Consider the following 26,526-nt stretch of genomic DNA (forward strand, 5'->3'; position numbering starts at 1 on the left):
TCTAAAGGACTCAAGATTCAAATGATTAAATAATTTTAATATTTTAGGAACACTCCTGCGATGGTGGCAAGTTTTTGTTAATTTAATCTCTGTTATAGAAGGGGTAATTGATTGTTTCAGCACAATTTTCTGGCCTTTTGAGTGAAAAACTTTCATAATAAGAAAAGTAAGAATAATAACCCCATCACAAATGGTTGAAGTCCCATGTCTTCGCAGACACCGACACCAAATCAAGAATCTCCTAAAGAGAAGACAGAATCGAAAAAGACAGATAAGGTGGAAAGCACATCTTTTTGGCGAAGGAAAACAATTCTGGATTGGTTGTTTTATCTTCGTGAAGCCTCTCAACATGAAATGATCATTATCGGATTCCTTGCGATTTTTGTCGGTTTTCTTGGTGGAGGCGCAGCTATTGCTTTTCGTGAAGCCATTGATTCTATTCAATACCTTTTCTACGGTATCAAAAGTGAAGTGGTGAATGACTGGATGATGAATCTGCCTTGGTGGCATATTCTTTTAGCACCAACGATTGGTGGTGCAATTGTGGGTCTATTCGTTAAGTATATGATCCCGGAAAGACGTGCCTATGGTGTGGCGGATGTTATCGAAGTAACTGCATTACATGGCGGTCGTATGTCTATTCGCCGAGGTTTAAGTACGTTTTTTGTCAATGCCGTTACGTTAGGGTGCGGTGGTTCAGCCGGTCGAGAAGGACCTGTTGTCCATTTTGCAGCAATGTTGGCAGATAATTTTTCTCGCCGCTTACATTTGGGACGACCGTTGGGGCGCACATTGCTTGGATGTGGTGTGGCAAGCGGTGTTGCTGCTTCTTTTAATGCGCCATTTGCGGGTATTTTCTTTGCGATGGAGGTCGTGACGGGTAATTATGCTTTATCAAGTATTACCCCTGTCGTGATCTCGGCTGTTTCAGGTACTTTAATTCATCGTGCTTATTATGGTGATATGACAGCCTTCGTCATTCCTGAACATGCCATCGCTTCTATGCTGGAATTTCCTGCTTTTGCCTTATTAGGCTTGGTATCCGCAATAATGGCGATTTCCTTGGTTTGGTCGATTGGTGTAGCTCAATCGATTATGGCACGTTTCCCAATTCCCCGATGGACGCGTCCTATGGCAGGGGGCTTTGCTATTGGTATTATTGCTTTAGCTTTTCCGCAAGTATTAGGGGTTGGTTATGAAACAACTGACCAAGCACTAAGAGAAGAGTTAACATTATCAATGCTATTGGTTTTGATTGTGGTTAAAACTACAGCCACATCCATCACCCTTGGATCCGGTTTTGGTGGTGGTATTTTCTCACCGTCATTGTTCCTTGGCGCTATGGTCGGTGGGGCTTTTGGATTGATTGCCACAGAAATTTTTCCAGATCTTTCTTCTGGTCATGGCGCCTATACAATTGTTGGCATGGGAGCTGTCGCAGGAGCCGTATTAGGAGCGCCAATGTCGACAATTCTTATGATCTTTGAACTAACAGGGGATTATGCCTTAACGGTGGCTGTGATGATTTCTACTGTGATTGCCTCACAGATTATGGTGCAAGTCTTCGGTCATAGTTTCTTCTCTTGGCAATTAATGCAACGAGGGATCAATGTGTCCGGTGGGCGTGAAAGTACATTGCTGAGGAATAAACGTGTTAAAGAAGTCATGAGGGACGATTTCATTACTATTCAACCTGATGCAGGAATGCAGGAAATTCGAGAGAAACTTCAAGCATGCCCATATGGTGAATTATTTATGGTTGATGAGAATGGAGTCTTACGTGGGACGATTATGCTTCAGAATTTGGCAGAAGGTGCCTTTGATAAATGTCACGACATGGAGTGGAATGCACAGGTCGTCGCACGTAAAAAACCACCTGCCATAACCGAAGATCGCGATTTGGAACAAGCAATTAGCTTTATGGAAGGTTGCGGTGAAGAACATGTCGCCGTGGTCGATAGTAAAGAATCAGGCAAACTGATTGGTGTATTACATGAGCGTCATGTGATGGCTGAATACCATCATGCGGTGCTGGATGCACGTGATACGCATAGGAAAAATTACCGATCTTAGGGATCAATTCCTCATCTACATTAAAATATTTCAAAAAGAGTCAATATAGCTGGATTTCATGCTGGAAGTTTTGGGGCAGGCAAGTATATTCAGCCTATGTCTGATCCACTTGATTTCGATGATGAAGACGATCTTGGCTTCCCTTCCGTAGCTGGACGTCCCGCACCACCTCCGCCAACTTCCCGTTTTGCGGTTGAGGCTCCACCTCCTGCTTGGTTGGATGGATTAAATGATGCACAGCGCACAGCCGTTGATGCGATGGATGGTCCTGTTTTGGTTCTTGCAGGTGCAGGAACTGGTAAAACACGTGTCTTGACCACGCGTTTGGCAAATATCCTTCATACGCAACGGGCACGTCCTTATCAGATGTTAGTCGTAACCTTTACTAATAAGGCCGCTAAGGAGATGAAGGAACGTGTAACTCAACTTGTCGGTCCTTCTGCTGAAGGCATGTGGCTTGGCACATTCCATGCACTAGCAACAAAGATGTTGCGTCGTCATGCGGAAATGGTGGGGCTTGAAAGTAATTTCACCATTTTAGATACAGATGATCAAATCCGTTTGTTGAAACAGATTTTAACAGCAGAACATGTGGATGAGAAACGTTGGCCAGCACGCATGCTCATTCATGTTATCCAACGCTGGAAAGATAAAGGGTGGACACCGGATAAAGTTGGTCGTGGCGAAGCTGGGGATATTGCGAATGGTAAAGCTGTTGAGATTTACCGACAATATCAAGAGCGTCTAAAGACCTTAAATGCGGCAGATTTCGGCGATTTGCTTTTACATTGTCTGACATTATTTACCGAGAACCCGGAGATTTTGGAGCGTTTTCAAAATCTGTTTCAATATATTTTGGTGGATGAGTATCAGGACACCAACGTAAGTCAGTATTTGTGGCTTCGCTTATTGGCACAGAAAAACAAGAATATTTGCTGTGTGGGGGATGATGACCAATCTATTTATGGATGGCGTGGCGCCGAAGTTGGTAATATCCTAAAATTTGAGAAAGATTTTCCCGGGGCAACAGTTGTGCGGTTGGAGCGTAATTATCGATCCACCAATCACATTCTTGGGGCTGCGGCAGGTATCATCCAACAAAATGAAGGGCGTCTAGGTAAAACTCTCTATACCGACGAAGAAGGTGGGGAGAAAGTATCTATTCATGGGGTCTGGGATGGTGAAGAAGAAGCCCGCAATGTATGCGATGAAATAGAGAATCAACAACGTAAAGGCTTTTCCTTAAATGAAATGGCTGTGTTGGTCCGTGCCGGCTTCCAAACCCGTGAGTTCGAGGAACGCTTGATTACATTGGGTATTCCTTATCGTGTGATCGGTGGTGCGCGTTTCTATGAACGCGAAGAAATTCGTGATGCATTGGCTTATTTACGTGTGGTCCACCAACCTAATGATGATTTGGCGTTGGAACGCATTATTAACAAACCTGCACGGGGCATTGGTAAAACAACCTTACAAGCCATGCATCAAGTATCACGTTTGGAAAATATTTCCTTATACCGTGCTGGATTACGATTACTGGAAACAGACGAGCTAAAGCCTGCGGGTCGCCGTGCCTTGGGCAAGATTCTGGATGATTTTAATCGATGGAGCAGTCTAGCTGCTGGTGTTGATCATATTGAGTTAACGGAAACGATACTTGATGAGTCTGGGTATACAGATTTTTGGAAGCAATCCAAGAAGCCGGAAGCACCGGGTAAGCTTGAAAACTTGAAAGAGATGATAGTTGCGTTAGATGATTTTGAAAACCTAGCGGAATATCTCGAACATGTTGCCCTTGTGATGGAAAATGAAGAAAAATCAGGGGAGAATGATGAAAAAGTCAGCCTGATGACCTTGCATGCTGCAAAAGGTTTGGAATTTGATGTTGTGTTCTTACCCGGCTGGGAAGAAGGATTGTTTCCAAGTCAGCGTACTATGGATGAAAATGGTTTAGCGGGTTTGGAGGAAGAACGTCGATTGGCTTATGTGGGAATTACGCGTGCGCGTAAAATCTTACATATCATGTTTGCAGCCAACCGTCGTATCCATGGACAATGGCAATCTGCCATTCCATCTCGGTTCATAGATGAATTGCCGCAGGAACATTTAAATGTGGATGTAGATCGTGGTTTATATTCCGGTTCTGGTGGTGGCCGCGCAGAAGACCGATCCCAATTCAGCTTTGATGGATATGGTGGTGGATCCTCCTTTGATAATTATTCAACACCGCGTCCCGGTGGACCAGGTTGGCAGCGGATGCAAGCCCAACAGGTTTCTCAAGGCCGACAATTCACGACAGCTGCCTCTAGATATAAGGGGCAAGGAAAGAAAACTGCTTCGTCGAAGTCTGGACATGGATATAAAGAAGGAGACCGCGTTTTCCATCAAAAATTTGGTATGGGAAATGTCAAAGCTGTAGATGGTGATCATTTATCTATTGAGTTTGATCATGCGGGTGTTAAGAAAGTCGTAGCTGCATTTGTAGAGCAACCGTAGCAATAAAATAAAAATATAACCTAAGGAGATCGGGTATGACGGCGATTGCCTCGCAGCCAATTTATAAGTTGGAACTTTTTGTTGATACAGAAGATGCCGCCGAGATTTTTGCAACTGCGTTAGAAAGTTTCGTATTTGCTGCTGCTGCATTTGAAGTCCTTCCAGATATCGGACCTTGGCGTTATGAGGGGTATATTGATGGATTACCAGATCACGACTCTCTTGTATCAACGATCGCTTTGGCAAGTATTCAGGCAGGCGTAAAAGAACCTGATTTCACGTGCTTACCATTGCCGGATAAAGACTGGGTTGCAGAGAATCAGAAAAGTTTTAACGAAATTGAAGCTGGGCGTTTCTTTATTTATCCTTCTGTTTACGAAGGCATTGTACCATCAGGTAGCTGGCCTCTTAAAATTGATGCTGCGACTGCATTTGGTACAGGTGAACATGCAACCACTAAGGGCTGTTTAATGGCTATTAGTGACTTAAGTAAATATTTTAAACCTGAAAATCCATTGGATCTGGGATGCGGTACTGGCATTTTGGCGATGGGAATGGCCAAAGCTTGGCGTATTCCTGTATTTGCCAGTGATATTGATCCGGAAGCAGTGCGTGTGACCAATTATAATGCGCGCCTTAACCAGTTACAGGATTATGTAACCGCAGTGACATCAGCAGGTTTCCGCCAGCGTGCGCTTTCAGATAGAGCCCCATATGACCTGATTGTAGCTAATATCTTGGCAAATCCTCTTCGTAAAATGTCTAAGGACTTAGCGTCCCGTGTTGAGACAGGCGGATATATTATTCTTTCAGGTTTGTTAAATAGTCAGGAAACAGCCGTATTACGTGCCTATCGCCAACAGAATGTGACACTAGAAAAGCGATATCGCATTGATGGATGGTCAGCTTTATTGTTGCGGAAATGGTGATAGCAAAATTTTGGATATGAGGCAGGTAGAAAATTAAGATCTCTACCTGTTTTCTTTTGTCAGAATATAAATGCGACCCGCTACTGGGGGGAGGTGCGTAACGGGCCGCTGTCCTATAAGGACAGAGCCGCATGTCTTGGGAGGGCGACTCATGAGGCTATATATGTCTCAAATTATGGAGTAGTTCAATACCCCATCGTTAACGAAAAATTAATTTTTTAAACTGTTCTAAAAACTGAAATGTCGATTAATTTTGATTAACTCTTTTATTACAGCACACTAAATATTAAATTCTAAAACCAGTGTGAATAATTAGTATATTATACTTTGCTTATTTTGTATCTGTAGGAGATAAAAATGTCCCTGAATGCCATGACTGGATTTGATGAATTAGACTGCAAATTGAACGAATCTGAGATTCTACAGATTTTACGCGGTGTCATTGCTGCACCTGACGGATATGATGAAAGCTGGCTGGATATGATCCAAATGGATCGAAGTGATGCTTTGTCCAATATGCTAAAAACTGCACGAAAAGAACTGGAAGAAAGTAATGATGCTGGTTTTACTGATGGGCCGGCACCAGCGAGCCGTGTTTCACAGCTTCGCGAAGCAATGAAACAGGAAGGCATTTCTGCATTTCTTGTCCCACGTACAGATGAATATCTAGGTGAATATGTACCGACAAAGGCAGATCGCCTTTGGTGGCTAACTGGTTTTGCTGGATCTGCGGGGATGGCAATTGTTGGTCACAAGAAAGCAGCAATTTTTGTGGATGGTCGTTATACCATTCAGGTCACTCAACAAGTGTCTGCAGAGCTATTTGAGTATCGTCATTTAATTTCTGATCCTTATTCGGATTGGCTTGTTGAAAATTTTGGAGAAGGCGATGTTGTTGCCTTTGATCCATGGATTCATAGTCATAATAGTGCCGAGGCTTTACGACGTGCGGCTGAAAAAGGTGGATTTGAGCTGCGAAGTGTTGAGATGAACCTCGTAGATGAAATTTGGGACCAACAACCCGCAGCACCTTTATCTGCTATTCAGCAACATCCTGTGGAGTTGGCCGGAGAAACAGCAGAAAGTAAAACAGTACGCCTTGGTGACGATTTAAATAGTAAGGACGTTGATGCAGCAGTAATTGCAGCGCCTGATTGTATCGCTTGGCTTTTGAATATTCGTGGACAGGATGTGGCAAATTGCCCTTTACCTCTAAGTTTTTCTGTTCTTTTTAAAGATGGCACCGTTGATCTATTTGTGGATGAACGCAAAATGTTGCCTTCAACTCGCCAGCATCTTGGTAATAAAGTTACGATTAAAGATATTTCTGAATTTTCAAACTCTTTACAGCAGTTAGGTCAGTCAGGACAAACTGTACAAGCCGATCCGGCAACTGTAGCATCCGCCATATTCGAGAATTTGAAAAAAGGCGGGGCAACAATAAAGCAAGCTGCTGACCCTGTCTTGATTCCACGTGCCGTTAAAAACGAGGTGGAATTAACGGGAACGCGCGCATGTCATATTCGAGATGGTGCAGCAATTGCACGTTTTTTGAGCTGGTTACCTGATGCTTCTAAAGATGGCACAATGACAGAACTAGACGCAGTATATAAGCTAGAAGAGTTCCGTCGTATGGACCCAACTTTCCGTGATAGCAGCTTTGATACAATTTCTGGTGCTGGCCCTAACGGTGCAATTTGCCATTATCGGGTGACAGAGAAAACTAATCTGGTCGCGGGGAAGGGGACTTTATTGCTTGTAGATTCTGGTGCGCAATATCCAGACGGAACTACCGATATTACGCGTACCATGCCTGTTGGTGAACCAACACAGGAAATGAAGGATCGGTTTACTTTGGTCCTAAAAGGTCATATCGCAATTGCCTTAGCTCAATTCCCTGAGGGTATCACTGGGGCGCGTCTTGATACATTAGCACGTGCACCATTATGGCAATATGGATTAGATTTTGATCACGGGACAGGGCATGGTGTCGGGAGTTATCTGAATGTTCATGAAGGGCCACAACGTATCGCCACATCTGGCTCTCAACCATTATTACCGGGTATGATTCTGAGTAATGAGCCGGGCTATTACAAAGATGGCGAATACGGTATTCGAATTGAAAATTTGGTGATTGTGGTCGAAAAGGGTATGAGTGAAGACGGTAAGAAAAAACTTCTAGGCTTTGAAACGATAACCTTTGCGCCAATTAATCTTGATCTTGTGAATAAAGAACTTCTATCCGGCCCAGAAGTTGAGTGGCTGAATGAATATCATCAGCAAGTATGGGATAAAGTAAGCCCTCAGCTAGATGAAGAACATGTTAAAGATTGGTTAAAAGAAGCAACACACCCAATTTAAAATCTAACAATGTTGGTTGGGGTTTATATTAGCTACAACTGGGTTTGATACGAACCAAACCCCAGCCATAGGTTTTATCCTTACCAGATTTCCCTAAATCCTTACTATATCGTTGCATGCTTTTACGAAGTTCTTCGACATTACCTTTGAAGCCCATCTGTAAGTGAAGTGCAACGATACCTGTGATATAAGGGGTCGCGAAGGAAGTCCCTGTTTGAGACTTTGGCCCTTGTGGGGTGAGGGTTTTAATCCCAACGCCAGGGGCAGCAAAATCGATATATTTTCCTTGGTTTGCATATTTATATACGCCAAGACGATGATCTATGGCTGTGATAGCAAGAACGCTTGGGTCCGCTGCTGGCCAAACCGGGGCAGCCTTTGATCCATTATTGCCTGCTGCCGCAACAATAATGATCCCTTTCTTTTCAATTTTCCTCAAGGCAAGTTTCATGATTTTGTTTATGCCCCCGGCGATAGACATATTCACAACTTTGACTTTGTTTTGTGCAAACCAATCGAGGGAGCGAAGCATTGCAGCTAGATTACCTTTAACCATGCCTGCACGTTCTTCAAAAATGTTTGCAGCATAGAGCTTGGCCCCAGGCAAGATACCACCAATGTTGTCTTCGACACCGGGTTCGCCGACCAACATAATCGCAACTGCAGTGCCATGTTCATAAGCTGCTGCTTTCCGGCCTTTCTTAATAAAGCTTTTATATGAAAGTCGCTGATTTTTTAGGGCTGGATGTTTTACGTCGACCGCGCCATCGACCATGCCAATTTTCAAACCAAATCCGCATTGCGGGTCTACTAGCCCCCAGCCTACGGTCTTACGATCATAGGGAAGTTCTAGGTCCTCTGCAGATGCCTTCGCAGATAAATCCATGAGATCATTTGTATCAATGATAGAATTTGGGAAGGCCGCGATGAGTTCTTTTAAAGCATCGGCAAGATTTTTATCTTCTGGTGTTTTCACCACAATGATTTCCATATCAAGGGTGCTTAAACGATGTTTACCAGATATTTCGTATCCCATCTGACGTAGTTTGGTTTTTGTGCCAAAAGGGGGATCGGCGATCATAATTTCACCGGATTCAGTTATTTTCTGCTGGCGTCTTTTGGTTTGAGATTCTTGTTTTTCGGTTTCAGCTTCAACAGGGTCAACACAGTTTCTACCGCTTTGTGGGGTACCATCGCTGTCATATGTAATGATCGTCCAGCAAGAAGTGCTTTGGGCATATGTGCTGGAAGGGCCTATATAGGTAATCAGCCCTAACAAAAATGTGGATATAAAACCAAGCCTTAAACCAAATCGCATCTCAACCATTTATCCTCCCCCCGTTCAAATTAGTCGCTAAATAAATCCTTCTGACCTTGGTCTTCAGAATTTTGACTAGAAGCAATATCGTTATTATTTTCTGTTTCTAGTGTACTTTTTGTATTTTCATTTTTTGTTGCTCCAGATATCAAAGCAATCCATTCTTCTTCTGACAAGATATTTAAGCCAAGGTCCCGTGCTTTTTTTTCTTTTGAGCCTGCATCGGCACCAACCACCACATAATCGGTCTTTTTCGAAACAGAACCAGATACTTTTGCACCTAATTCTTCAGCACGTGCTTTTGCTTCACTTCTAGTCATTTCCACCAATGTACCTGTGAAGACAACAGTTTGTCCAGTAACAGGGGATGACGTTTCTTTTACTTCGTATTCTTTGATAATAATTTGAGATGCTAGATCATCGAGTAAAGCCTGATTATTATCATCGGTAAAGAAATCTATTAAATCCTGAATCATCGATGGGCCAATTTGGTCAATATTCTTCAGATTCGTGAATGCATCACTTTCTTCATCCTTGGCCATTTCAATGTTTTTGCGCAGATTTTCGAGAGATAAATAGTTCTTGGCTAATAGCTTTGCTGTCGCCTGACCAATTTGTCTTATACCCAAGCCATAGATAAAACGGTTGAGTTCGACTTCTTGCCGATTGGCTATGGCGTCAAAGAGTTTCTTGACGGATTGTGCACCCCAGCCTTCACGATCGCGAAGTTCTTGCTTCTTTTCTTCCAAACGAAAAATATCTGCAGGTGATTTAATTAGGCCATCTTTCCAGAATGCTTCCACATTTTTTGCACCTAAACCATCAATATCCAAAGCATCACGGGAAATGAAATGTTTTAGACGTTCAACAACTTGTGCCGGACAGATTAAGCCACCCGTGCAGCGACGAACAGCTTCACCTTCTGGGCGTTCTGCATGTGACCCGCATTCCGGACAAGTATGGGGGAATTCATAAACAACGCTATCTGCCGGACGTTTTTCAAGGTTAACTCGCACAACTTGCGGAATAACATCCCCTGCACGTTGAATGATAACATGATCTCCAACACGAATATCCTTGCGACCCAATTCATCTTCATTATGTAATGTCGCACGGCTTACAACCACGCCACCAACCGTAATGGGTTCCAATTCTGCAACAGGGGTGAGGGCGCCCGTACGTCCAACTTGGATCGTAATTTCACGTAATGTGGTTTCCGCTTGTTCTGCCGGAAACTTATGGGCGATTGCCCAACGGGGTGCGCGGCTAACCATACCAAGACGATCCTGCCAGTCGACACGATTTACCTTGTAAACCACCCCATCAATATCGAATGGAAGATCTGCACGGGTTTCACCAATTAATTTATAATGATCCAGTATCTCCTGTTCATTACGACATAATTTTGCTGGCTCGTTTAACTGAAATCCCCAGCTTTGAAAACGTTCACGCATTTCTGAAACGGATGGTGCGATTTGTTCTGACGTATCCCCAAGTGCATAGCCAAAAAAGCGCAAAGGGCGGCTAGCCGTAATTTTACTATCCAACTGGCGCAGACTACCTGCTGCTGCATTACGTGGGTTAGCGAATATTTTTTCACCTTTTTCTTCTTGGGATTTGTTGAGAGAGAAGAAATCTTCACGTGCCATGTATACTTCGCCACGAATTTCAATCACATCTGGTGCATCATCAGGTAAAGTTTTGGGAATATCGTCCAAAGTCATAAGATTCTGGGTAATATCTTCGCCAACTGCTCCATCCCCGCGGGTTGCTCCTTGGACGAATTTACGATTTTCATATCGAAGACTCGCAGACAAACCATCAATTTTGGGTTCTGCCATAACTTCTACAGGTTCATTATCTGTTAAGCCAAGGAAACGACGTACACGGTCTAAAAAATCAGTAACATCTTCATCTGCAAAAGCATTTCCCAAAGATAGCATTGGGCGAGCATGCGTGACTTTTGAAAAACCGGAAACGGGCGCTGCACCAACATTTTTGGAGGGGCTGTTTTCTAAAATCAATTCTGGAAATTGCTTTTCAACAGCTTCGTTGCGTTTACGTAGGGCATCATATTCCCCATCTGAAATAACAGGGGCGTCATTTCCATGATATAATTTATCATGTAGGGAGATTTCTTGTGCTAAAAATAGCAATTCCTGTTTGGCCTGTTCAGAAGATAAATCCTCAACAGCCACAGATGCGAAAGGAGATGCACTCATTTTATTTATTGCTTTCCAGTAATTTTGCCGCGGCTGCCCGCGCTTCGTTGGTTATCTCAGCACCCGATAACATTCGGGCAACTTCTTCCAATCGTTGGTCTTCGGTTAACTGTGATACATCGGTCACCATAGCTTCGCCACGCATGGATTTAGCGACTTGTAGATGTGCTAACCCACGTGCAGCCACTTGTGGTGAATGGGTCACCACTAGAATTTGAACACGTTGTGCAAGCTTATGAAGTCTTTCACCAATTGCTGCGGCTGTTGCACCACCAACACCTGCATCAACTTCATCGAAGACAAGGGAGGGTGTCGCGCCGGTTTCAGCCAAGCTAACTTTCAACGCTAAAAGAAAACGGCTTAACTCACCACCAGATGCTACCTTGTTTAACGGACCAGCAGGGGCGCCGGGATTAGTTGCGATTTGAAAGGCAACTTTATCCTTACCAAAGGCAGTCCATTCTTTTTCTTCCAGCTCAATGATGGTTGTTTCAAAACGCGCTTTTTCCAATTTCAATGGCGGTAGCTCGCTGTTTACAGCGTCGTTTAGTTCCGCGGCTTTCTTCACCCTTGTTTCGGTCAATAAATTTGCAATCTTAAGATAACGCGCTTTTGAGGCTGCAACCTTTTCTTCAAGGGCTTGCATGTTATCCGCGGTATCGTCAATCAAGGCGAGGCTTTGGCGCAACCGGTCTAATACTGATGGTAACTCATGCGGTTGAACATTATGTTTTCTTGCAAGATCACGTAGCTCAAATAAACGTTCTTCCACATCATTTAGGCGCATGTCATTTGACGTGACATCATGTCCAACTTGATTGAGGATATTAATCGCTTCCATCATCTCAGCATTAGCACGATCCAATGTTGCGATCGCTTCATCCAATTTGCCTTCAGCTTTATCTGCAATACGATCCAAGGATTTTTGCGCATCACGAAGTTTGTCATCTGCACCGCCTTTATGGTCCAGACTAGCAAGAGCTGAACGAATGGCATCTGTTAGCTTTTCAGCATTTTGCAGGAAGGAACGTTCTTTATCTAATTCTTCTTCTTCTCCATCAACCGGCGCGAAACGTTCCATCTCATCTAAAGTGTGACGGAGATATGCCTCATCTTCACGCGCTTTTTCTGCATCTTCCCGTGCTTGTTTTAATGCTTTAGAGGCTTTTTTCCATTCACTATAGGCGCTCGCACAATCAAGGCGTTTTTGTAAGGTTGCCGCGAAACTATCCAACACATCGATATGAGTGGTTGAATCCATAAGTCCATGTTGGTCAAATTGTCCCTGAACTTCAACCAACGTATCGCCTAATTGTCTCAAAAGCCCAACGCTAACAGGTTGATCATTAACGTAGGCACGACTGCGCCCATCGGCTGATAGTATACGACGCAAGATTAGTTGGCCGTCACAATCAATACCATGTTCAGCCATAATATTATAGGCAGGATGAAGATCGGGTAGATCAAAACTTGCAGTTACTACGGCTTGTTCGCAACCATGTCTCACAAGGCGTGCTTCCGCTCTTGCGCCGAGGGCTAGGCCAAGAGAGTCGAGTAAGATAGATTTACCTGCACCAGTTTCACCTGTTAATACAGACAGGCTTTTATGAAAGCTAAGATCCAGCTTATCAATAAGTACCACATCACGTATGGAAAGGTCGGTTAGCATGGTTCTATGACTTCTCTATCTCTTTCTTTGATTATATCCAGATTAAAATACCCAATTCCAAACTTCTTCATACCAAGATTCGTTAATCTCTGGGCTGATACCTTGTACCAAAGCGTAGCTTTTTTCATACCATTTGCTGGCTGGGAAGTTATGTCCCAATACCGAAGCAGCTTGTTCTGCTTCGTAGTTGATACCTAAGGATAGATATGATTCAACGAGACGATGTAATGCTTCCTGAATATGTGTGGTTGTTTGGTAATCTCTTACCACATTTTTAAAGCGATTGATCGCAGCAGCATATTCGCGACGTTCAAGATAATAACGACCAATCGCCATTTCTTTACCCGCCAAATGATCCCGTGTAAGGTCAATTTTCAATTTAGTATCACGGGCATATGCTGTGTCAGGATAGCGACGTAATACGTCTTGTAAGGCTTGCATGGCTAAAAGTGTAATACGCTGATCCCGGTCAATATCTACAATTTGCTCATAATATACAATAGCGCGAAGATAATATGCATAAGGCGTATCTTTGTTACCTGGATGTAATTCAATGAAGCGATCAATAGCCAAAATGGATTCGTCATAATCATCGCGCAAGTAATAAACATAAGCCGTCATTAATTGAGCTTTTGTTGCCCAAATAGAATAAGGATGCTGACGATCAACTTCGTTAAAAGCGGAAATCGAAAGTTTATATTCGCCTTCGGCTAACAAGTTCATCGCATCGTTATATAGTTCCTCAACTGGCCGCTCTACATAAGGTTCTTCTTCAGAACCTCCACAACCAGCAAGTAAAAGGCTAGTCACCATAGCAACGGTGAGGAATAGTTTACGAGGCAAATCCCACATTGATCTTTTATCTCATCCTTGGATACCAACAGAATTACATTGGTGTATATTTTCGAAGTGAAGTTTCTATATAGGCAAATTTAGCAGAGGATACTATCAGATTCTGAAGATTGGGAGTCTCTGGGGCCATATTTTTATAATTTTAGGTAAAATAAAACCTGATCAATGAGCTTTGATCAGGTTCATAACTATTAAAAGTTGTATTGGGATGCTTAGTCAGCTGCTTGTAACAATGCAGGGGCAGGAGTGAACTCAGCTGCATTTACAAGTTCCCAGTTACTTTCATCTGCGAATAGTTCACGCAATAGAGCGTTATTCAATGCATGGCCGCCTTTATAGCCAATGAATTGTCCCATCAATGTTGCGCCAGCCAAAGATAGGTCGCCAATGCAATCCAAAATTTTGTGACGTACAAATTCATCATCAAAACGAAGGCCTTCTTCATTCATTACACGGTCACCATCAAGGCCGACAGCATTGTCTAAGCTTGCGCCGCGTGCCAAACCCATTTGGCGTAACATTTCAACATCTTGTACAGAACCAAATGTGCGTGCACGGGAGATGTCATTCTTAAAGCTTGCGGCAGAAACACTGATATACTTTTCTTGCTTCCCAATCGCTTTGTTTTCAAAATCGATCGCTAAACTGATCGTGTAATCATCAGCTGGTTTCAACGAAGCAACAGAGTCACCAATTTTTACGGATACTTCTTTCTTAACCACCACCACTTGACGTGCGGTATGTTGATCCAACAAGCCCGCGCATTCAATAAGAAATACGAAAGGTTCAGAGCTGCCATCCATTACAGGAACTTCAGGGCCATCTAATTCAATATCAACATTATCTAAGCCACATCCTGCTACTGCGGCCATTAAATGCTCAACAGTGCCAATAGATACATCATATTCATTGGTAATTTTTGTACAAAGACGAGTATCAGATACGAGGTCGTAACGTGCTTTGATTTCGCCTTTACCTTCTTCAACGTCTGTACGGATGAAGGTAACGCCGGAATTTGCAGCAGCAGGTTTCATAGTTAGTGTGATGTCAGCGCCTGAATGAAGACCAACACCATTACAATGAATGGTATTCTTTAGCGTTGTTTGGTTTAAGCGCAATGTAGATTTGCGGTTACCAAAACCAGCTTCAGAATTATTTGTAGTGTTCATTCCGTCGAGCATGTCTGCTGCCTTCCAATATTCTTTTTAATAATGAGATTATGAACGGATTAGGTTCTTTTCTCATTTGGGAAAACATCCCCTTTTTTGATGATCCCTTTCTAACAAGTGTTCTGTCCAGAGACAAATCACTTACTGTTACGAATTGTTGCAGTGCAATCATTTTATTAAGGTGTTGAATATAAATAAAAAAGGAAGATGTATCGCTACATCTTCCTTTTCAAACTGGCTTAACCTCACACAGAGGAGGTGTTGTCGCTAAGCTTAATTTGCTTGGCGTCGCAAGAAGGAAGGGATTTCCAACAGTTCTTCTTCTGCTTTGGAAAGGCCATTTCCTGCTTCTGTTTCAGACTGTACAGGTTGTGATGTGGCCTGTTGAGGTCTGCCCGCGGTCGTCGGATGGCTTAAGATGTCAGCCTGCTCTTCTTGTTTGAAGAATAAGCTGCGCAAGCGACCACGTGGTTTTGCTTTCTCGGCTTTCAGAGGTTCCTTACCGGCATTCTCCATCGCAGCTTCAGCGAAAGGGTCTAGATTGTCATCTTCCGCCTCTTGGACTCGTGCAGAAAAATCATGTGCCTTTGCAGGTTCACCCGGAATGAAGCTATCACGAGGCGCCGCTGTCATCGGGTTACGACGTAAAGGGCGTGTTTCTTTTGCTTCATCTTGCGGGAGAGGGCGTAAGATAGGCGCCATTTCAGCCTGTGTTGGCTTTTCTTCCACAATATGTGTTTCTTCTGCAAGTGGTGCAGATACAGATGATTGTGATGGTTCAACTTCTGCATGGAAGTCAATCTCTTCATCTTCATCCACAATCATGTCTTCACTATCTAGTTGAAAGACATCCTGTGTCGCTAAGTCATCCGCTGTAATCTCATCAGTTACATCTTCAGTAACAGCGCCGATAGCTTCGGTGATTGCAGCATCAACTGCAGCTGTTGTTTCTTGTGCCTCTACAGAAGGTGCTGGTTCAGAAGAAATCTGACCCAATACATCTTCTAAAGGATTTGTTGTTGCCGCTGCAGATGCTGCAACTTCTTCTTCGTTAACTTCTGGTTCGGAAGGAAGTTCAGTTGTGGAACGTGCAGAATAAGTTGGCATTGTTGGGCGTAAGGTGATGTCAGACGCTTCTGCATCAATACCTGTTGCAACAACAGATACACGCATTTTACCAGACAAGTTTTCATCGAATGTGGAGCCAAAGATGATATTTGCTTCTGGATCAACTTCGTTGCGAATACGGTTTGCAGCTTCATCAACTTCAAACAGGGTCATATCAGAACCACCTGTGATATTGATCAAAATGCCACGTGCACCGGCCATAGAAACATCTTCCAATAAAGGGTTGGAAATTGCGGCTTCGGCAGCTGTGATAGCACGGTTTTCACCTTCGGCTTCACCTGTGCCCATCATGGCTTTGCCCATCTCGCTCATAACGGTGCGGATGTCAGAGAAGTCTAGGTTAATCAAACCAGGCATTACCATCAAATCGGTCACACCGCGTACGCCGGAATACAACACGTCATCAGCCATATTGAAGGCATCTGCAAATGTTGTTTTTTCATTCGCAACGCGGAATAAGTTTTGGTTCGGAATGATAATAAGTGTGTCTACATATTGTTGAAGATCATCAATGCCATCTTCTGCAAGACGCATGCGACGGGAACCTTCAAACTGGAATGGTTTTGTTACTACACCGACAGTCAGAATGCCGGAACGGCGTGCGGCCTCAGCAATAACAGGTGCGGCACCTGTGCCTGTGCCACCGCCCATGCCTGCGGTAATGAAAACCATGTTAGCGCCTTCAAGGTCGCTCATAAGTTCTTCAATTGCTTCTTCAGCGGCTGCACGTCCAACATGTGGTTGTGCGCCTGCGCCAAGACCTTGGGTTAATTCTGTTCCCAATTGAACTTTGCGTTCAGCCAAAGAAAATTCCAATGCCTGAGCATCAGTATTTGCAACGATAAATTCAACACCTTCCAGATTTGACTGGATCATGTTGTTAACGGCGTTTCCGCCTGCGCCCCCAACGCCGACTACCACGATGCGTGGTTTAAGTTCTGTAATCGGCGGCGGTGTGGTCAATTTCAAAGCCATTTGAGCCTCCTAGATGCGTGTGTGTTACTCTTGCCAGTTTTATTTGGATTTATTTCATGAATATTTACGAATACTTCGTTCGATTCACGATTCATCCAGTTCTATGGATAAGGTGCTTCGCGCGAATCGCAAAGGACTTTATTCCATTTTTTACAAAAAAGTTTCTTTAACCCAATGTCCGATTCGGTCAAGGACTCCTCCGGAGTCGCGGGTTTTGCTTTTTTCAATGTGGCGGGCATCCCCGCGGTTGTCGACAGCATAAGATAATAATCCCGCTGCGCAGGAAAAAGCAGGGCCGGATGTGGCTTCTGCTAATCCTGTAATTCCAATGGGTTTTGCAACACGTACCTGACGGTTTAAAATGCGTGCGGCAAGTTCTGCGAGGCCCGGCAATTGGCAGGCACCGCCAGTTATCGCAACTTGTGGGCCTGCATAACCTGCTACGCCTGATGCTTCCAGTCGGTCACGAACTAATTCAAGTGTTTCTTCAATACGTGGAGCAATAATTGATACTAAATAGCTTCTTGGGATCGTATTAGGTACATCATGGCTTTCTCCAAGATGGGGAACTTCCAAAATCTCACGATCATCATCTGTGGTTGGCATAGCAGATCCATGACGGCATTTTAATTTTTCTGCTTCATCTAATGGTGTGGATAGGCCACGGGCAATATCATTTGTTACATGAATACCGCCTACAGGTACTGAGTCTGTATGGAGCAGGGCGCCTTCATAAAACACGGCAAAGGAAGTTGTTCCACCACCGAAATCAATCAAAAGCGTGCCAAGGTCGCGTTCTTCTTCTGTTAAGCAAGACAAGCCAGCTGCATAGGCACCGGCCACTAAATCTTTTACACCAAGATGACATCTATTCACACTATGAGCAATATTACGAACAATGGTATTTCGCACATTTACATGATGCATCTTAACGGCAAGTTTCTCACCATGCATGCCGCGTGGATCTTTGATGCTGGCTGTATCATCTACCATAAAGCCAACCGGGATGGCGTGGATCATCTCGTGATCGCGGGATTGACCTTGTGTTCTTGCTTCGTGAAGCAGGCGTTTGACATCCTGATCACGAACGGCGCCGCCACCGATTGACATATCTTTCATAGAAAGATGGCTTTCAGGGCGGGCACCTGCCAAACTAACCACAACATCAGTAATTGTCATACCAGCAATTTGTTCTGCTGAATGGACTGCAGACATAATGGAGTTATAGGCAGCTTCCATATCAACAATTGCGCCATTTTTGACACCGACACTTGCTTGGTGGCTCATCCCTGTGACACGTAAACGTCCATTATTTTCAGTCACAGCGATAAAGCAGCACATTTTTGAACTGCCGATATCTAAAGCTGCGATTGTCTTTTCTGCCGCCAAGGTTCTCTCCACTCTTTTTTAAACGATTGCGACGTTTATAATAATGATATCAATCAGGCGTTCTCTTCACTGCCCAATAACCTTTTCGCACCTGATCCAGTCATTCGGATTATCGTGCGATCCGGTTGTCTTAGATCAATCAACTCAATATCACGGCTTAATAAATCATGATCTTGGATCATAACAGCTAATTTACGCCATGCTTGATGCGGGTTTTCTGCAGGTAAACGCACTGATACTTTATTATCAAGATGCAATGTCCACCGACGATCTCCAACCCAGGCTGCGCCAATAACACGTTTTTGAAGTTCTGGCGTCTGATCAATGATTCTAAGAAGATCTAATGTATGCTGTGGCGCATCTTCGCCTGTTAGAACTTTGAGGTGGGTATATCGTCCAACATCACCTGTGCTAATTTCGGCACCAGATTTATCAACCAATACATATCGATCACCAGATTGCCAAATTGCAACGGGAATACGTTCTGTAAGACGTATCACAATATTATTGGGTAGTTTGCGTTCAACGGATGCTTTTTCAATCCATCCAAGAGCTTCTATGCGTTTACGCGCATCTTCTGGATCAAAGTTGATTAAAGCTTGTCCGCGCTCCACGGCAAGAGCTGCAAGGATGTCAGCGCCAGATGTTTCTTTACGCCCATGAACGAAAACTTCATCCAGAACAAAGCCTGCTTGCATGGAGGCGTGTAAACTTGCTTTTTCAACGCGTTCAATGTGATCCTGAATAATGCCTTGAGACCAGAGATAAGCTGTTCCCCCAGCAGGTAAACCTAATAATGTAGCGACGGTCAGACCAATAAAGACAGGCTTCTTCCAGCTTGCCTGTTTTTTACGACGAGGTGCAGCTTTCTTACGAGATGTTGTTTTTTTAGCAGTTGTTTTTTTTGTGGATTTTATGGATCGCATGCTGCTGCCTCCACCATCCAGCTAACCAGTGCAGGGAAGTCGGTCCCCATTTCATTGGCTTGTTCCGGAACAAGGGAAAGGGCGGTCATACCCGGTTGGGTATTTATTTCCATAACGATCAATTGATCTGTTGCTGGATTATAACGGAAATCAGTACGTGTTACACCACGACAACCTAATACGTTATGCGCTTGAACCGCGTGTTCTTTCATTCTGTCAGCAAGTGAACTATCAACTTCGGCTGGGCAAATATGTGTGGTTTTGCCGTCAGTATACTTTGCTTCATAAGAATAGAATCCTTCATGTGGGCATAATTCTGTAACAGTCAGCGCTTTGCCATCCATAACGGCAACGGTTAATTCTTTGCCATCCACAAATTCTTCAATGAGTGCATCACCAAATGTCCATTCGCTTAGATCTGGTGCAGCTTCATTCTCGCCAACGATATAGACGCCGACACTGGATCCTTCACAAGCTGGTTTAACGACAAAAGGGCGTGGGATTTCGTTTTTACTCTGCCAGTCTCCACTCACAATATGAGCCTCGGGAATTACATTGCCTTTGGCAACAGGAATACCAACAGACTTAAACAATTCTAATGAAGCGGGTTTGTCCATGGCAGTCGAAGATGCTTTTACACCGGAATGGGTATATGGCACGTTTAGGATGTTCAGAACGCCTTGGATGTTACCATCCTCACCATAACGCCCATGTAAAGCATTAAAGACCACATCCGGTTTTACGGCTTCGATTAAGTTAATCAATGCAGATAGATTGGGTTGTAGGTCATGATAGGTGACTTGATAACCTGCTTGTTCTAATGCCTCACCGCAAGCTTCACCTGACGTTAGGGACACTTCACGTTCTGCGGACCATCCTCCCATAAGGACAAGGACATGTTTTTTATTTTCAGTCATTTACTCATCCTTTCCTGAGGTGAAAGAAGTTACTTCTTTATCGCCAATTCGTTTGATTTCCCACTGGAGCTCGACATTAGAATGATTCTTCACCAATTGGCGAACTTCTTCTCCAAGATTTTCTAAATCTTTTGCTGTGGCTGTGCCTGTGTTGATCATAAAGTTACAATGTTGATTGGACATTTGTGCGCCACCAATGGTTAGACCGCGTCCACCAGCTTCATCAATAAGCTTCCAACTGCTATGGCCTTCTGGGTTTTTGAAGGTGGAACCGCCTGTGCGACTTTTGATTGGCTGGGTTTCAGCACGTTTTGTCTGGATATCTTCCATGCGATCACGAATTTCTTGTTCTTGACCAGAGCAACCTTCAAATTCCGCTTTTACAAAAATCCAATCAGACGGAATTGCAGATTTTCTATAACTGAAACCCATATCAGAAAGGTTTAATTCTTTTAATTCGCCCTCTGGTGTAACTGCCCAAGCGCGTTTCAGAATATCTTTGGTTTCGCCACCATAAGCACCTGCATTCATGCGTAAAGCCCCACCAATTGTGCCGGGAATGCCACTTAAGAATTCAAGGCCTTCCACATGGGCACGAGCTGCTGTTCTCGCCACATTTAAATCAAGTGCAGCTGCACCTGCAGTAATTCTTGTTCCTTCTACGGAAATATCAGCAAAAGCCCCGCCAAGGCGTATAACGACACCACGTACGCCCCCGTCACGAACTAAGAGATTTGAGCCAACACCAAGAACGATTACAGGTATATCTTTAGGTTTATTCCTAAGGAAGTCTTGCAGGTCTTCAAGGTCCGCAGGTTTGTATAATACATCCGCTGGCCCACCGACTTGAAACCATGTAACACGAGATAGAAGCGCATTCTCACTGTAGCGACCCCGAACTTTCGGTAATCGATCTAACAGTGAGTTTTGAGTTTCTAGCGCTTCGCTCATTTTTTATCTTACTTTCCGTTTAGTCGTTCATTTAACTGATCGGGCAGGGCGTGCGCCCATTGCGTAATGGAACCGGCTCCAAGGCAGACAACTAAATCGCCTTCTTCTGCTTTATCAGCGATAATACCCGCTAAAGAATCTGGGCCTTCCATTGGTACTACGTCACGATGTCCGCGAGTTTTAAGACCTTGAACCATATGGGATTTATCAGCACCTTCAATCGGTTGTTCTCCCGCTTCAAAAACATCAGCTACGATCACGCTATCTGCATCATTGAAGCAAGCACAGAAATCTTCGAACAAATCTTTAAGACGAGAATAACGATGAGGTTGAACCACTGCGATAACACTGCGTTTGGTAGCTGAACGCGCTGCTTTTAATACCGCAGAAATTTCAACCGGATGATGTGCATAATCATCAATAACTGTTATACCGTTTGTTTCGCCCGTTTTCGTGAAACGACGTTTTACGCCACTGAAAGCAGCAAGGCCTTCTTTGACTTTCTCATCAGAAATTTCCATTTCTAAGCCAACAGCGATCGCAGCAAGTGAGTTTTGAACGTTATGTTCACCATGCATTGGAAGGAAAACGTCTTCGATAATGCGTTCTTCTTGGCCACGTAGTTTGACTTTTACATCAAAATGAACACCGTCAGTGCCAGCTTTCATATTAGTTGCTTGAATATCTGCTTGTGGATTAAAGCCATATGTAATCATACGACGATCAGAAACTTTACCGACCAAAGCTTGCACTTCAGGATGGTCAATGCAGACAGTTGCAAATCCATAGAATGGGATATTTTCTACATAGGTTTTAAATGCGGCGCGTAATGTGTCAAAATCCCCGTAGAAATCCATATGTTCAGGATCAATATTGGTTACGACGGCGATTGTGGCAGGTAATTTGATAAAAGTTCCATCACTTTCATCGGCCTCAACAACCATCCAGTCACCATTGCCTAAACGTGCATTTGTACCATAAGCATTAATAATACCGCCATTGATGACTGTAGGGTCACGATCAGCGCTATCCAAAACTTGTGAGATTAGTGAGGTGGTGGTCGTTTTTCCATGTGTACCGCCAACGGCAACTGACCATTTTAGACGCATGAGTTCAGCCAGCATTTCAGCGCGGCGAACTACGGGAATCAAACTCTCACGTGCGGCATTCATTTCTGGATTATCAGGTTTGATCGCAGTGGAAACAACAACAACAGCTGCACCTTCGACATTTTCCGCCTTATGCCCAACAAATACTTCGATACCGAGGTTGCGAAGACGCGCAACATTTGCATTATCGCTCATATCAGAACCGGAGATTTTGTATCCTAAAGTATGTAATACTTCGGCAATGCCGGACATACCGATACCGCCGATACCTACAAAATGAATACGTCCGATATTGAGAGGGATCTGCATCATTCTTGCAATTCCTTTACCTTCTTGGCAGGTCGTTGTTCACCGCCATTTTTGAGTTGTTCTGAATCAGATTTACCTTCAACCAGATTCATGACCACATCGGCAAGCCTGCTATCAGCTTCTGGCTGTCCAACCTTTTTTGCTGCTTTTGCTGCATGGGTTAACATAACTGGATTTGCAATCAGACTTTGGAGACGATCAGCTAGCATATTCGCATTAAAATCTTGTTGAGGAATCATCCATGCGCCACCCGCATCACAAATTCTTGCGCCATTAGCTGTTTGGTGATCATCTATGGCATGCATATAAGGTACAAGAATGGATGGACGACCAGCTGCTGCTAATTCGGAGATCGTGGATGCGCCTGCGCGACAAATAACCAAATGAGCTTTTTCAAGCTGGTTAGGCATATCACTGATGAATGATTTTAAGGTAGGTGACATATCAATGCTGGCATATTTGTTATGCACATCGTTTAATTGTTCTTCGCGTACTTGCTGAATGATGTTGATTTTATGGCGCAATTCTTCTGGTAAGGCTGCAATAGCTGCTGGAATTACGTCACCAAATATTGCAGCACCCTGGCTTCCACCCACAATCAGGATGTTAATTTTTTCATCGTTGATAGCTTGATAGGGTTTTTCACTCAAAGCAGCCATTTCTGGTCGAACAGGATTACCTGTCCAGCTGGCTTTGGGGATATCTGCGTCTTTCATCATCGCTGTTGCTTCAAAGGAAGCTGCGATTTTATCAACAGATGAAGCTAAAAGACGATTGGCGCGCCCTAAAACAGCATTTTGTTCATGTATAACGGTTTTAAAGCCAAGGCGTGTTGCTGCAATCATAGTTGGTATAGAAGGGTAACCGCCAAAACCAACAACTGCATCGGGTCTCAATTGTTTTAAAATACGGCGCGCTTGGAAGTAGCCTTTTATCAATTTGATAACCGCTTTTACTTTTCCTAGTTTACCTCTACCGGATACTGCGCTGGCACTTACCGTATGAGTTTCTAAATTACCAAGAGTACCGCTATAGGCATCCCCACGACGATCTGTAATCAAAACAAGTTTATAGCCATTCGCTTGTAAACGCTCGGACAAAGCTTGAGCAGGAAAAACATGTCCACCTGTACCACCTGTCGCCAAAACGACGAGCTTTTGTGGGGCTTGGATCATTTAATGAAGCTCCCATTACTGGATTGATAATTTCCCGGACGATTGCGAGTAAGGGCAAGAACCATTCCCATACCAATTGCCATCGCAATTAAGGAAGATCCACCATAAGAAACGAAAGGCAAGGTCATGCCTTTTGTCGGGATTAAGGTCAAGGTCGAACTCATGTTGATCATTGCCTGCAAGCCAAACTGCAATAAAAGACCTGTTACAGCTAGAATAACGAACATATTGTTGCGAGAGAAAATCAAACTAAAGCCACGTAAGACGACAAAGCCATACATGAATAAAATCACCAAGCAGGCGATCAAACCATATTCTTCACCGGCAACGGCTAAAATAAAATCGGCATGTCCATCAGGTAATACATTTTTTGCAGTTCCATTGCCCGGGCCCATGCCTAAAACACCACCGTTGCTAAAGGCTTCCATAGCACGATCCACTTGATAGGTGTCACCTGATGCAGGGTCTAAAAAACGATCAATCCGGCTTTGTACATGTGGGAAAAAGAAATAAGCAGATGCAATGCCTACAACCATCATGATTAAAAGGCTCAAGACGATAACTAATGGCAAGCCGGCCAAAAAGAATTGAACTCCCCAAATCGCAGATACAATGACGGTTTGGCCAAAATCAGGTTGCGCCATTAAGAGCGCGACCATAAATAAATATAAGCCTGACGCCATCCAGAAACCTGGTACTTTTTCGCCCATGCGCTGGGCGCTAAACATAGTCGCAGCAACGACGGCAAAGGCAGGCTTTAAAAATTCACTTGGTTGTAAATTGATACCTGCGACACGGATCCAACGGGTTGCCCCTTTAATTTCTGAGCCAAAAGCAAGTGTGGCAAACATCATAACAATGGAAAAGAGCAGTAGAATACCAGCCAAACGCTTGATGTTTTTAAGATCGAGTAGGGATATAGTCAGCATTAGCATCACCGCAGGAACAACCATAACGGCTTGTTTGCGGATAAAAAACATGCTGTCTGCGCCAATACGCTCTGCAACACTAGGACTAGCAGAAGCGGTTAATACCAAGCCAAAGCCTGCTAAAACGATAAAGCAGAACAAAGTCCAACGATCGACTTCCCACCACCAGCGGCCTAAAATCGAGGTGTCATTGCGTGCGATATTCATTAGGCTGTCTCCTCAATCAGGATCTGGCGTGATGAAGCAGGCAGAGCTTTAACAATGTCGCAGAAAGCTTTGCCTCTGGTTTCAAAATTTGTGAATTGATCAAAGGAGGCGCATGCTGGGCTTAGCAACACCACGGCACCTTTTTCTTGATCCGCTTTTGCTTGTTCAAAAGCTGCTTTGACAGCATTTTCCATATCACCGGAATTTTCACAATTGAATTTATCCGCAAAAGTACTGTTTAAATTTTTAGCAGCTTCACCAATGAAATAACCTGTTTGGATTTGTCCAATATAGGGTTCAAGTAAGTCATATCCGCCATCTTTTTCAACACCACCAGCAATCCAGTAAATCTTCGGATAGCAAGCGAGTGCTTTGGCTGTTGCCTCGGCATTGGTGGCTTTGCTGTCATTCACAAAGGCAACATTATCCAGAATTGCAGCCATTTGTTGACGATGCGGTAGGCCGGGATAATTGCAGATAGCATCGCAAATGCTTTTTGCATCTAAACCTAAACGGCGGCAGATTGCATAGGATATAGCCGCATTTTGTTGATTATGATTACCCGGTAATGTCGTTGCGACAGAGAGGTCTAATACTTTCTGTGGTTCTTCGCCAATGGCATCAAAAAGATGATTGTCTTTGACGTAAATTGCGGTGTTTTCATCTGCATGACTGCTAACAGGCAATAATGTTGTATCTCGGTTAAACAGAGATGCAGCTAAACCTTGCATTCGATCGTCATCAACGGCAATGATCGCTGTGTGGTCTTTATTTTGCCCGTCAAATAAGCCAAGCTTTGCCTGAACATATCCATCCATACCGCCGTGACGGTCCAGATGATCTGGTGAGATGTTAAGTAAAACAGAAATGTTAAATGGAAGCGATGGCGTAAGTTCGATTTGGTAGGAAGACATTTCCAATACATAAACACCATCATTGCCCAAAGGTTCCAAATCAAGGACGGGGATGCCCAAATTACCACCGATTTGTACCTTTGCACCACATGTTTTCAGGATATGACCAACCAAAGCGGTGGTCGTAGATTTTCCATTTGTACCTGTAATACCAATGAAGGTAGCTAAAGGGCAGGCATCTTTCAAAAGGCTAATGTCGCTCATTAAAGGAATATTATTAGCCTTTGCCAATTCTGCCACAGGATGCGGTTGCGGCAGAGTATGTGGGATACCGGGGCTCCAGACGCAGGCCACGATTTCTTGCCAGAGTGGCGCGTCGGTTAATTGTTTACATGTAGCACCACAATCTTCAGCTTTTTGGCGCAACTCTTGCTTCTCATCCCAACAGATCACATTGGCACCGCCGCGGCACAAAGCTGCGACGGCACTTAGACCTGAGCGACCTAAGCCCATAACGGCAACAGTTTGACCTGTATATTTGGTAACGGTTATTGCCATGATGAAAAGC

Annotated in this window: 17 protein-coding genes and 1 pseudogene; 4 read left to right on the forward strand and 14 right to left on the reverse strand. The window is 43.9% G+C overall.

Annotated features, from left to right (window positions below):
* Positions 1-204 precede the first annotated feature (204 nt).
* The 4 genes from E1160_RS13325 to E1160_RS13340 all read left to right on the forward strand — a co-directional run bounded on the left by E1160_RS13325 (position 205) and on the right by E1160_RS13340 (position 7,859).
* On the forward strand, positions 205-2,073 hold the full coding sequence (locus tag E1160_RS13325) for a chloride channel protein (protein ID WP_155155981.1): 1,869 nt from the start codon (positions 205-207) through the stop codon (positions 2,071-2,073).
* A gap of 96 nt (positions 2,074-2,169) precedes the next feature.
* Positions 2,170-4,569 (forward strand): ATP-dependent helicase, encoded by a 2,400-nt coding sequence (locus E1160_RS13330; protein ID WP_155155983.1) that lies wholly within the window; start codon positions 2,170-2,172, stop codon positions 4,567-4,569.
* A 35-nt stretch (positions 4,570-4,604) separates the two neighbouring features.
* Positions 4,605-5,498: a 50S ribosomal protein L11 methyltransferase gene (locus E1160_RS13335; RefSeq protein ID WP_155155985.1), complete on the forward strand. Its 894-nt coding sequence runs from the start codon at positions 4,605-4,607 to the stop codon at positions 5,496-5,498.
* Between the two features lie 357 nt (positions 5,499-5,855).
* Positions 5,856-7,859 carry an aminopeptidase P family protein gene (locus tag E1160_RS13340; protein WP_235914145.1) on the forward strand — a complete coding sequence of 668 codons (2,004 nt, stop codon included), beginning with the start codon at positions 5,856-5,858 and terminating at the stop codon, positions 7,857-7,859.
* A gap of 28 nt (positions 7,860-7,887) precedes the next feature.
* Here the strand turns inward: E1160_RS13340 and E1160_RS13345 are convergent, their stop codons facing one another.
* The 14 genes and pseudogenes from E1160_RS13345 to murD form a co-directional block, all read right to left on the reverse strand.
* The gene (locus E1160_RS13345; RefSeq protein ID WP_155155987.1) at positions 7,888-9,186 is read right to left on the reverse strand and encodes a S8 family serine peptidase; all 1,299 of its coding nucleotides are present in this window, start codon (positions 9,184-9,186) and stop codon (positions 7,888-7,890) included.
* 131 nt (positions 9,187-9,317) lie between these two features.
* Positions 9,318-11,399: pseudogene (gene ligA, locus E1160_RS13350) on the reverse strand (NAD-dependent DNA ligase LigA); the annotation flags it as partial.
* Position 11,400: 1 nt separating this feature from the next.
* A complete protein-coding gene (recN, locus tag E1160_RS13355) occupies positions 11,401-13,068 on the reverse strand; it encodes a DNA repair protein RecN (RefSeq protein WP_155155991.1) in 1,668 nt (555 codons plus the stop codon).
* Between the two features lie 42 nt (positions 13,069-13,110).
* Entirely contained in the window at positions 13,111-13,920 is an 810-nt protein-coding gene (locus E1160_RS13360; RefSeq protein WP_155155993.1) for an outer membrane protein assembly factor BamD, read from the reverse strand.
* A 212-nt stretch (positions 13,921-14,132) separates the two neighbouring features.
* Positions 14,133-15,101, reverse strand: a complete 969-nt coding sequence (gene lpxC / locus E1160_RS13365; protein ID WP_235914146.1) for a UDP-3-O-acyl-N-acetylglucosamine deacetylase — start codon at positions 15,099-15,101, stop codon at positions 14,133-14,135.
* A 261-nt stretch (positions 15,102-15,362) separates the two neighbouring features.
* Entirely contained in the window at positions 15,363-17,192 is a 1,830-nt protein-coding gene (ftsZ, locus tag E1160_RS13370; RefSeq protein ID WP_155155995.1) for a cell division protein FtsZ, read from the reverse strand.
* Positions 17,193-17,342: 150 nt separating this feature from the next.
* Positions 17,343-18,581, reverse strand: a complete 1,239-nt coding sequence (ftsA, locus tag E1160_RS13375; RefSeq protein ID WP_218048894.1) for a cell division protein FtsA — start codon at positions 18,579-18,581, stop codon at positions 17,343-17,345.
* Between the two features lie 53 nt (positions 18,582-18,634).
* Positions 18,635-19,507 (reverse strand): cell division protein FtsQ/DivIB, encoded by an 873-nt coding sequence (locus E1160_RS13380; RefSeq protein ID WP_155155997.1) that lies wholly within the window; start codon positions 19,505-19,507, stop codon positions 18,635-18,637.
* A complete protein-coding gene (locus tag E1160_RS13385) occupies positions 19,495-20,424 on the reverse strand; it encodes a D-alanine--D-alanine ligase (RefSeq protein WP_155155999.1) in 930 nt (309 codons plus the stop codon). Before E1160_RS13385 ends, E1160_RS13380 begins: the two co-directional genes overlap by 13 nt.
* Positions 20,425-21,375 (reverse strand): UDP-N-acetylmuramate dehydrogenase, encoded by a 951-nt coding sequence (gene murB / locus E1160_RS13390; RefSeq protein ID WP_155156001.1) that lies wholly within the window; start codon positions 21,373-21,375, stop codon positions 20,425-20,427.
* Between the two features lie 8 nt (positions 21,376-21,383).
* Positions 21,384-22,796 (reverse strand): UDP-N-acetylmuramate--L-alanine ligase, encoded by a 1,413-nt coding sequence (murC, locus tag E1160_RS13395; protein WP_155156003.1) that lies wholly within the window; start codon positions 22,794-22,796, stop codon positions 21,384-21,386.
* Complete coding sequence (gene murG / locus E1160_RS13400; protein ID WP_155156005.1) at positions 22,793-23,968, reverse strand: undecaprenyldiphospho-muramoylpentapeptide beta-N-acetylglucosaminyltransferase; 1,176 nt, start codon at positions 23,966-23,968, stop codon at positions 22,793-22,795. The genes murC and murG overlap by 4 nt, the downstream gene beginning before the upstream one ends.
* Positions 23,965-25,104, reverse strand: a complete 1,140-nt coding sequence (locus tag E1160_RS13405; RefSeq protein WP_155156007.1) for an FtsW/RodA/SpoVE family cell cycle protein — start codon at positions 25,102-25,104, stop codon at positions 23,965-23,967. The genes murG and E1160_RS13405 overlap by 4 nt, the downstream gene beginning before the upstream one ends.
* On the reverse strand, positions 25,104-26,516 hold the full coding sequence (murD, locus tag E1160_RS13410) for a UDP-N-acetylmuramoyl-L-alanine--D-glutamate ligase (RefSeq protein ID WP_155156009.1): 1,413 nt from the start codon (positions 26,514-26,516) through the stop codon (positions 25,104-25,106). The genes E1160_RS13405 and murD overlap by 1 nt, the downstream gene beginning before the upstream one ends.
* Positions 26,517-26,526: the final 10 nt, after the last annotated feature.

It is taken from the genome of Curvivirga aplysinae (genome assembly GCF_009711445.1).
GTDB classification, from domain to species: Bacteria; Pseudomonadota; Alphaproteobacteria; order UBA8366; family Aestuariispiraceae; genus Curvivirga; species Curvivirga aplysinae.

What these genes read in the sequence shown, in the direction of transcription:
- E1160_RS13325 (WP_155155981.1), top strand. Translation starts at nt 205, where the DNA reads ATGTCTTCGCAGACACCGACACCAAATCAAGAATCTCCTAAAGAGAAG.
- E1160_RS13330 (WP_155155983.1), top strand. Translation starts at nt 2,170, where the DNA reads ATGTCTGATCCACTTGATTTCGATGATGAAGACGATCTTGGCTTCCCT.
- E1160_RS13335 (WP_155155985.1), top strand. Translation starts at nt 4,605, where the DNA reads ATGACGGCGATTGCCTCGCAGCCAATTTATAAGTTGGAACTTTTTGTT.
- E1160_RS13340 (WP_235914145.1), top strand. Translation starts at nt 5,856, where the DNA reads ATGTCCCTGAATGCCATGACTGGATTTGATGAATTAGACTGCAAATTG.
- E1160_RS13345 (WP_155155987.1), bottom strand. Translation starts at nt 9,186, where the DNA reads ATGGTTGAGATGCGATTTGGTTTAAGGCTTGGTTTTATATCCACATTT.
- recN (WP_155155991.1), bottom strand. Translation starts at nt 13,068, where the DNA reads ATGCTAACCGACCTTTCCATACGTGATGTGGTACTTATTGATAAGCTG.
- E1160_RS13360 (WP_155155993.1), bottom strand. Translation starts at nt 13,920, where the DNA reads ATGTGGGATTTGCCTCGTAAACTATTCCTCACCGTTGCTATGGTGACT.
- lpxC (WP_235914146.1), bottom strand. Translation starts at nt 15,101, where the DNA reads ATGCTCGACGGAATGAACACTACAAATAATTCTGAAGCTGGTTTTGGT.
- ftsZ (WP_155155995.1), bottom strand. Translation starts at nt 17,192, where the DNA reads ATGGCTTTGAAATTGACCACACCGCCGCCGATTACAGAACTTAAACCA.
- E1160_RS13380 (WP_155155997.1), bottom strand. Translation starts at nt 19,507, where the DNA reads ATGCGATCCATAAAATCCACAAAAAAAACAACTGCTAAAAAAACAACA.
- E1160_RS13385 (WP_155155999.1), bottom strand. Translation starts at nt 20,424, where the DNA reads ATGACTGAAAATAAAAAACATGTCCTTGTCCTTATGGGAGGATGGTCC.
- murB (WP_155156001.1), bottom strand. Translation starts at nt 21,375, where the DNA reads ATGAGCGAAGCGCTAGAAACTCAAAACTCACTGTTAGATCGATTACCG.
- murC (WP_155156003.1), bottom strand. Translation starts at nt 22,796, where the DNA reads ATGATGCAGATCCCTCTCAATATCGGACGTATTCATTTTGTAGGTATC.
- murG (WP_155156005.1), bottom strand. Translation starts at nt 23,968, where the DNA reads ATGATCCAAGCCCCACAAAAGCTCGTCGTTTTGGCGACAGGTGGTACA.
- E1160_RS13405 (WP_155156007.1), bottom strand. Translation starts at nt 25,104, where the DNA reads ATGAATATCGCACGCAATGACACCTCGATTTTAGGCCGCTGGTGGTGG.
- murD (WP_155156009.1), bottom strand. Translation starts at nt 26,516, where the DNA reads ATGGCAATAACCGTTACCAAATATACAGGTCAAACTGTTGCCGTTATG.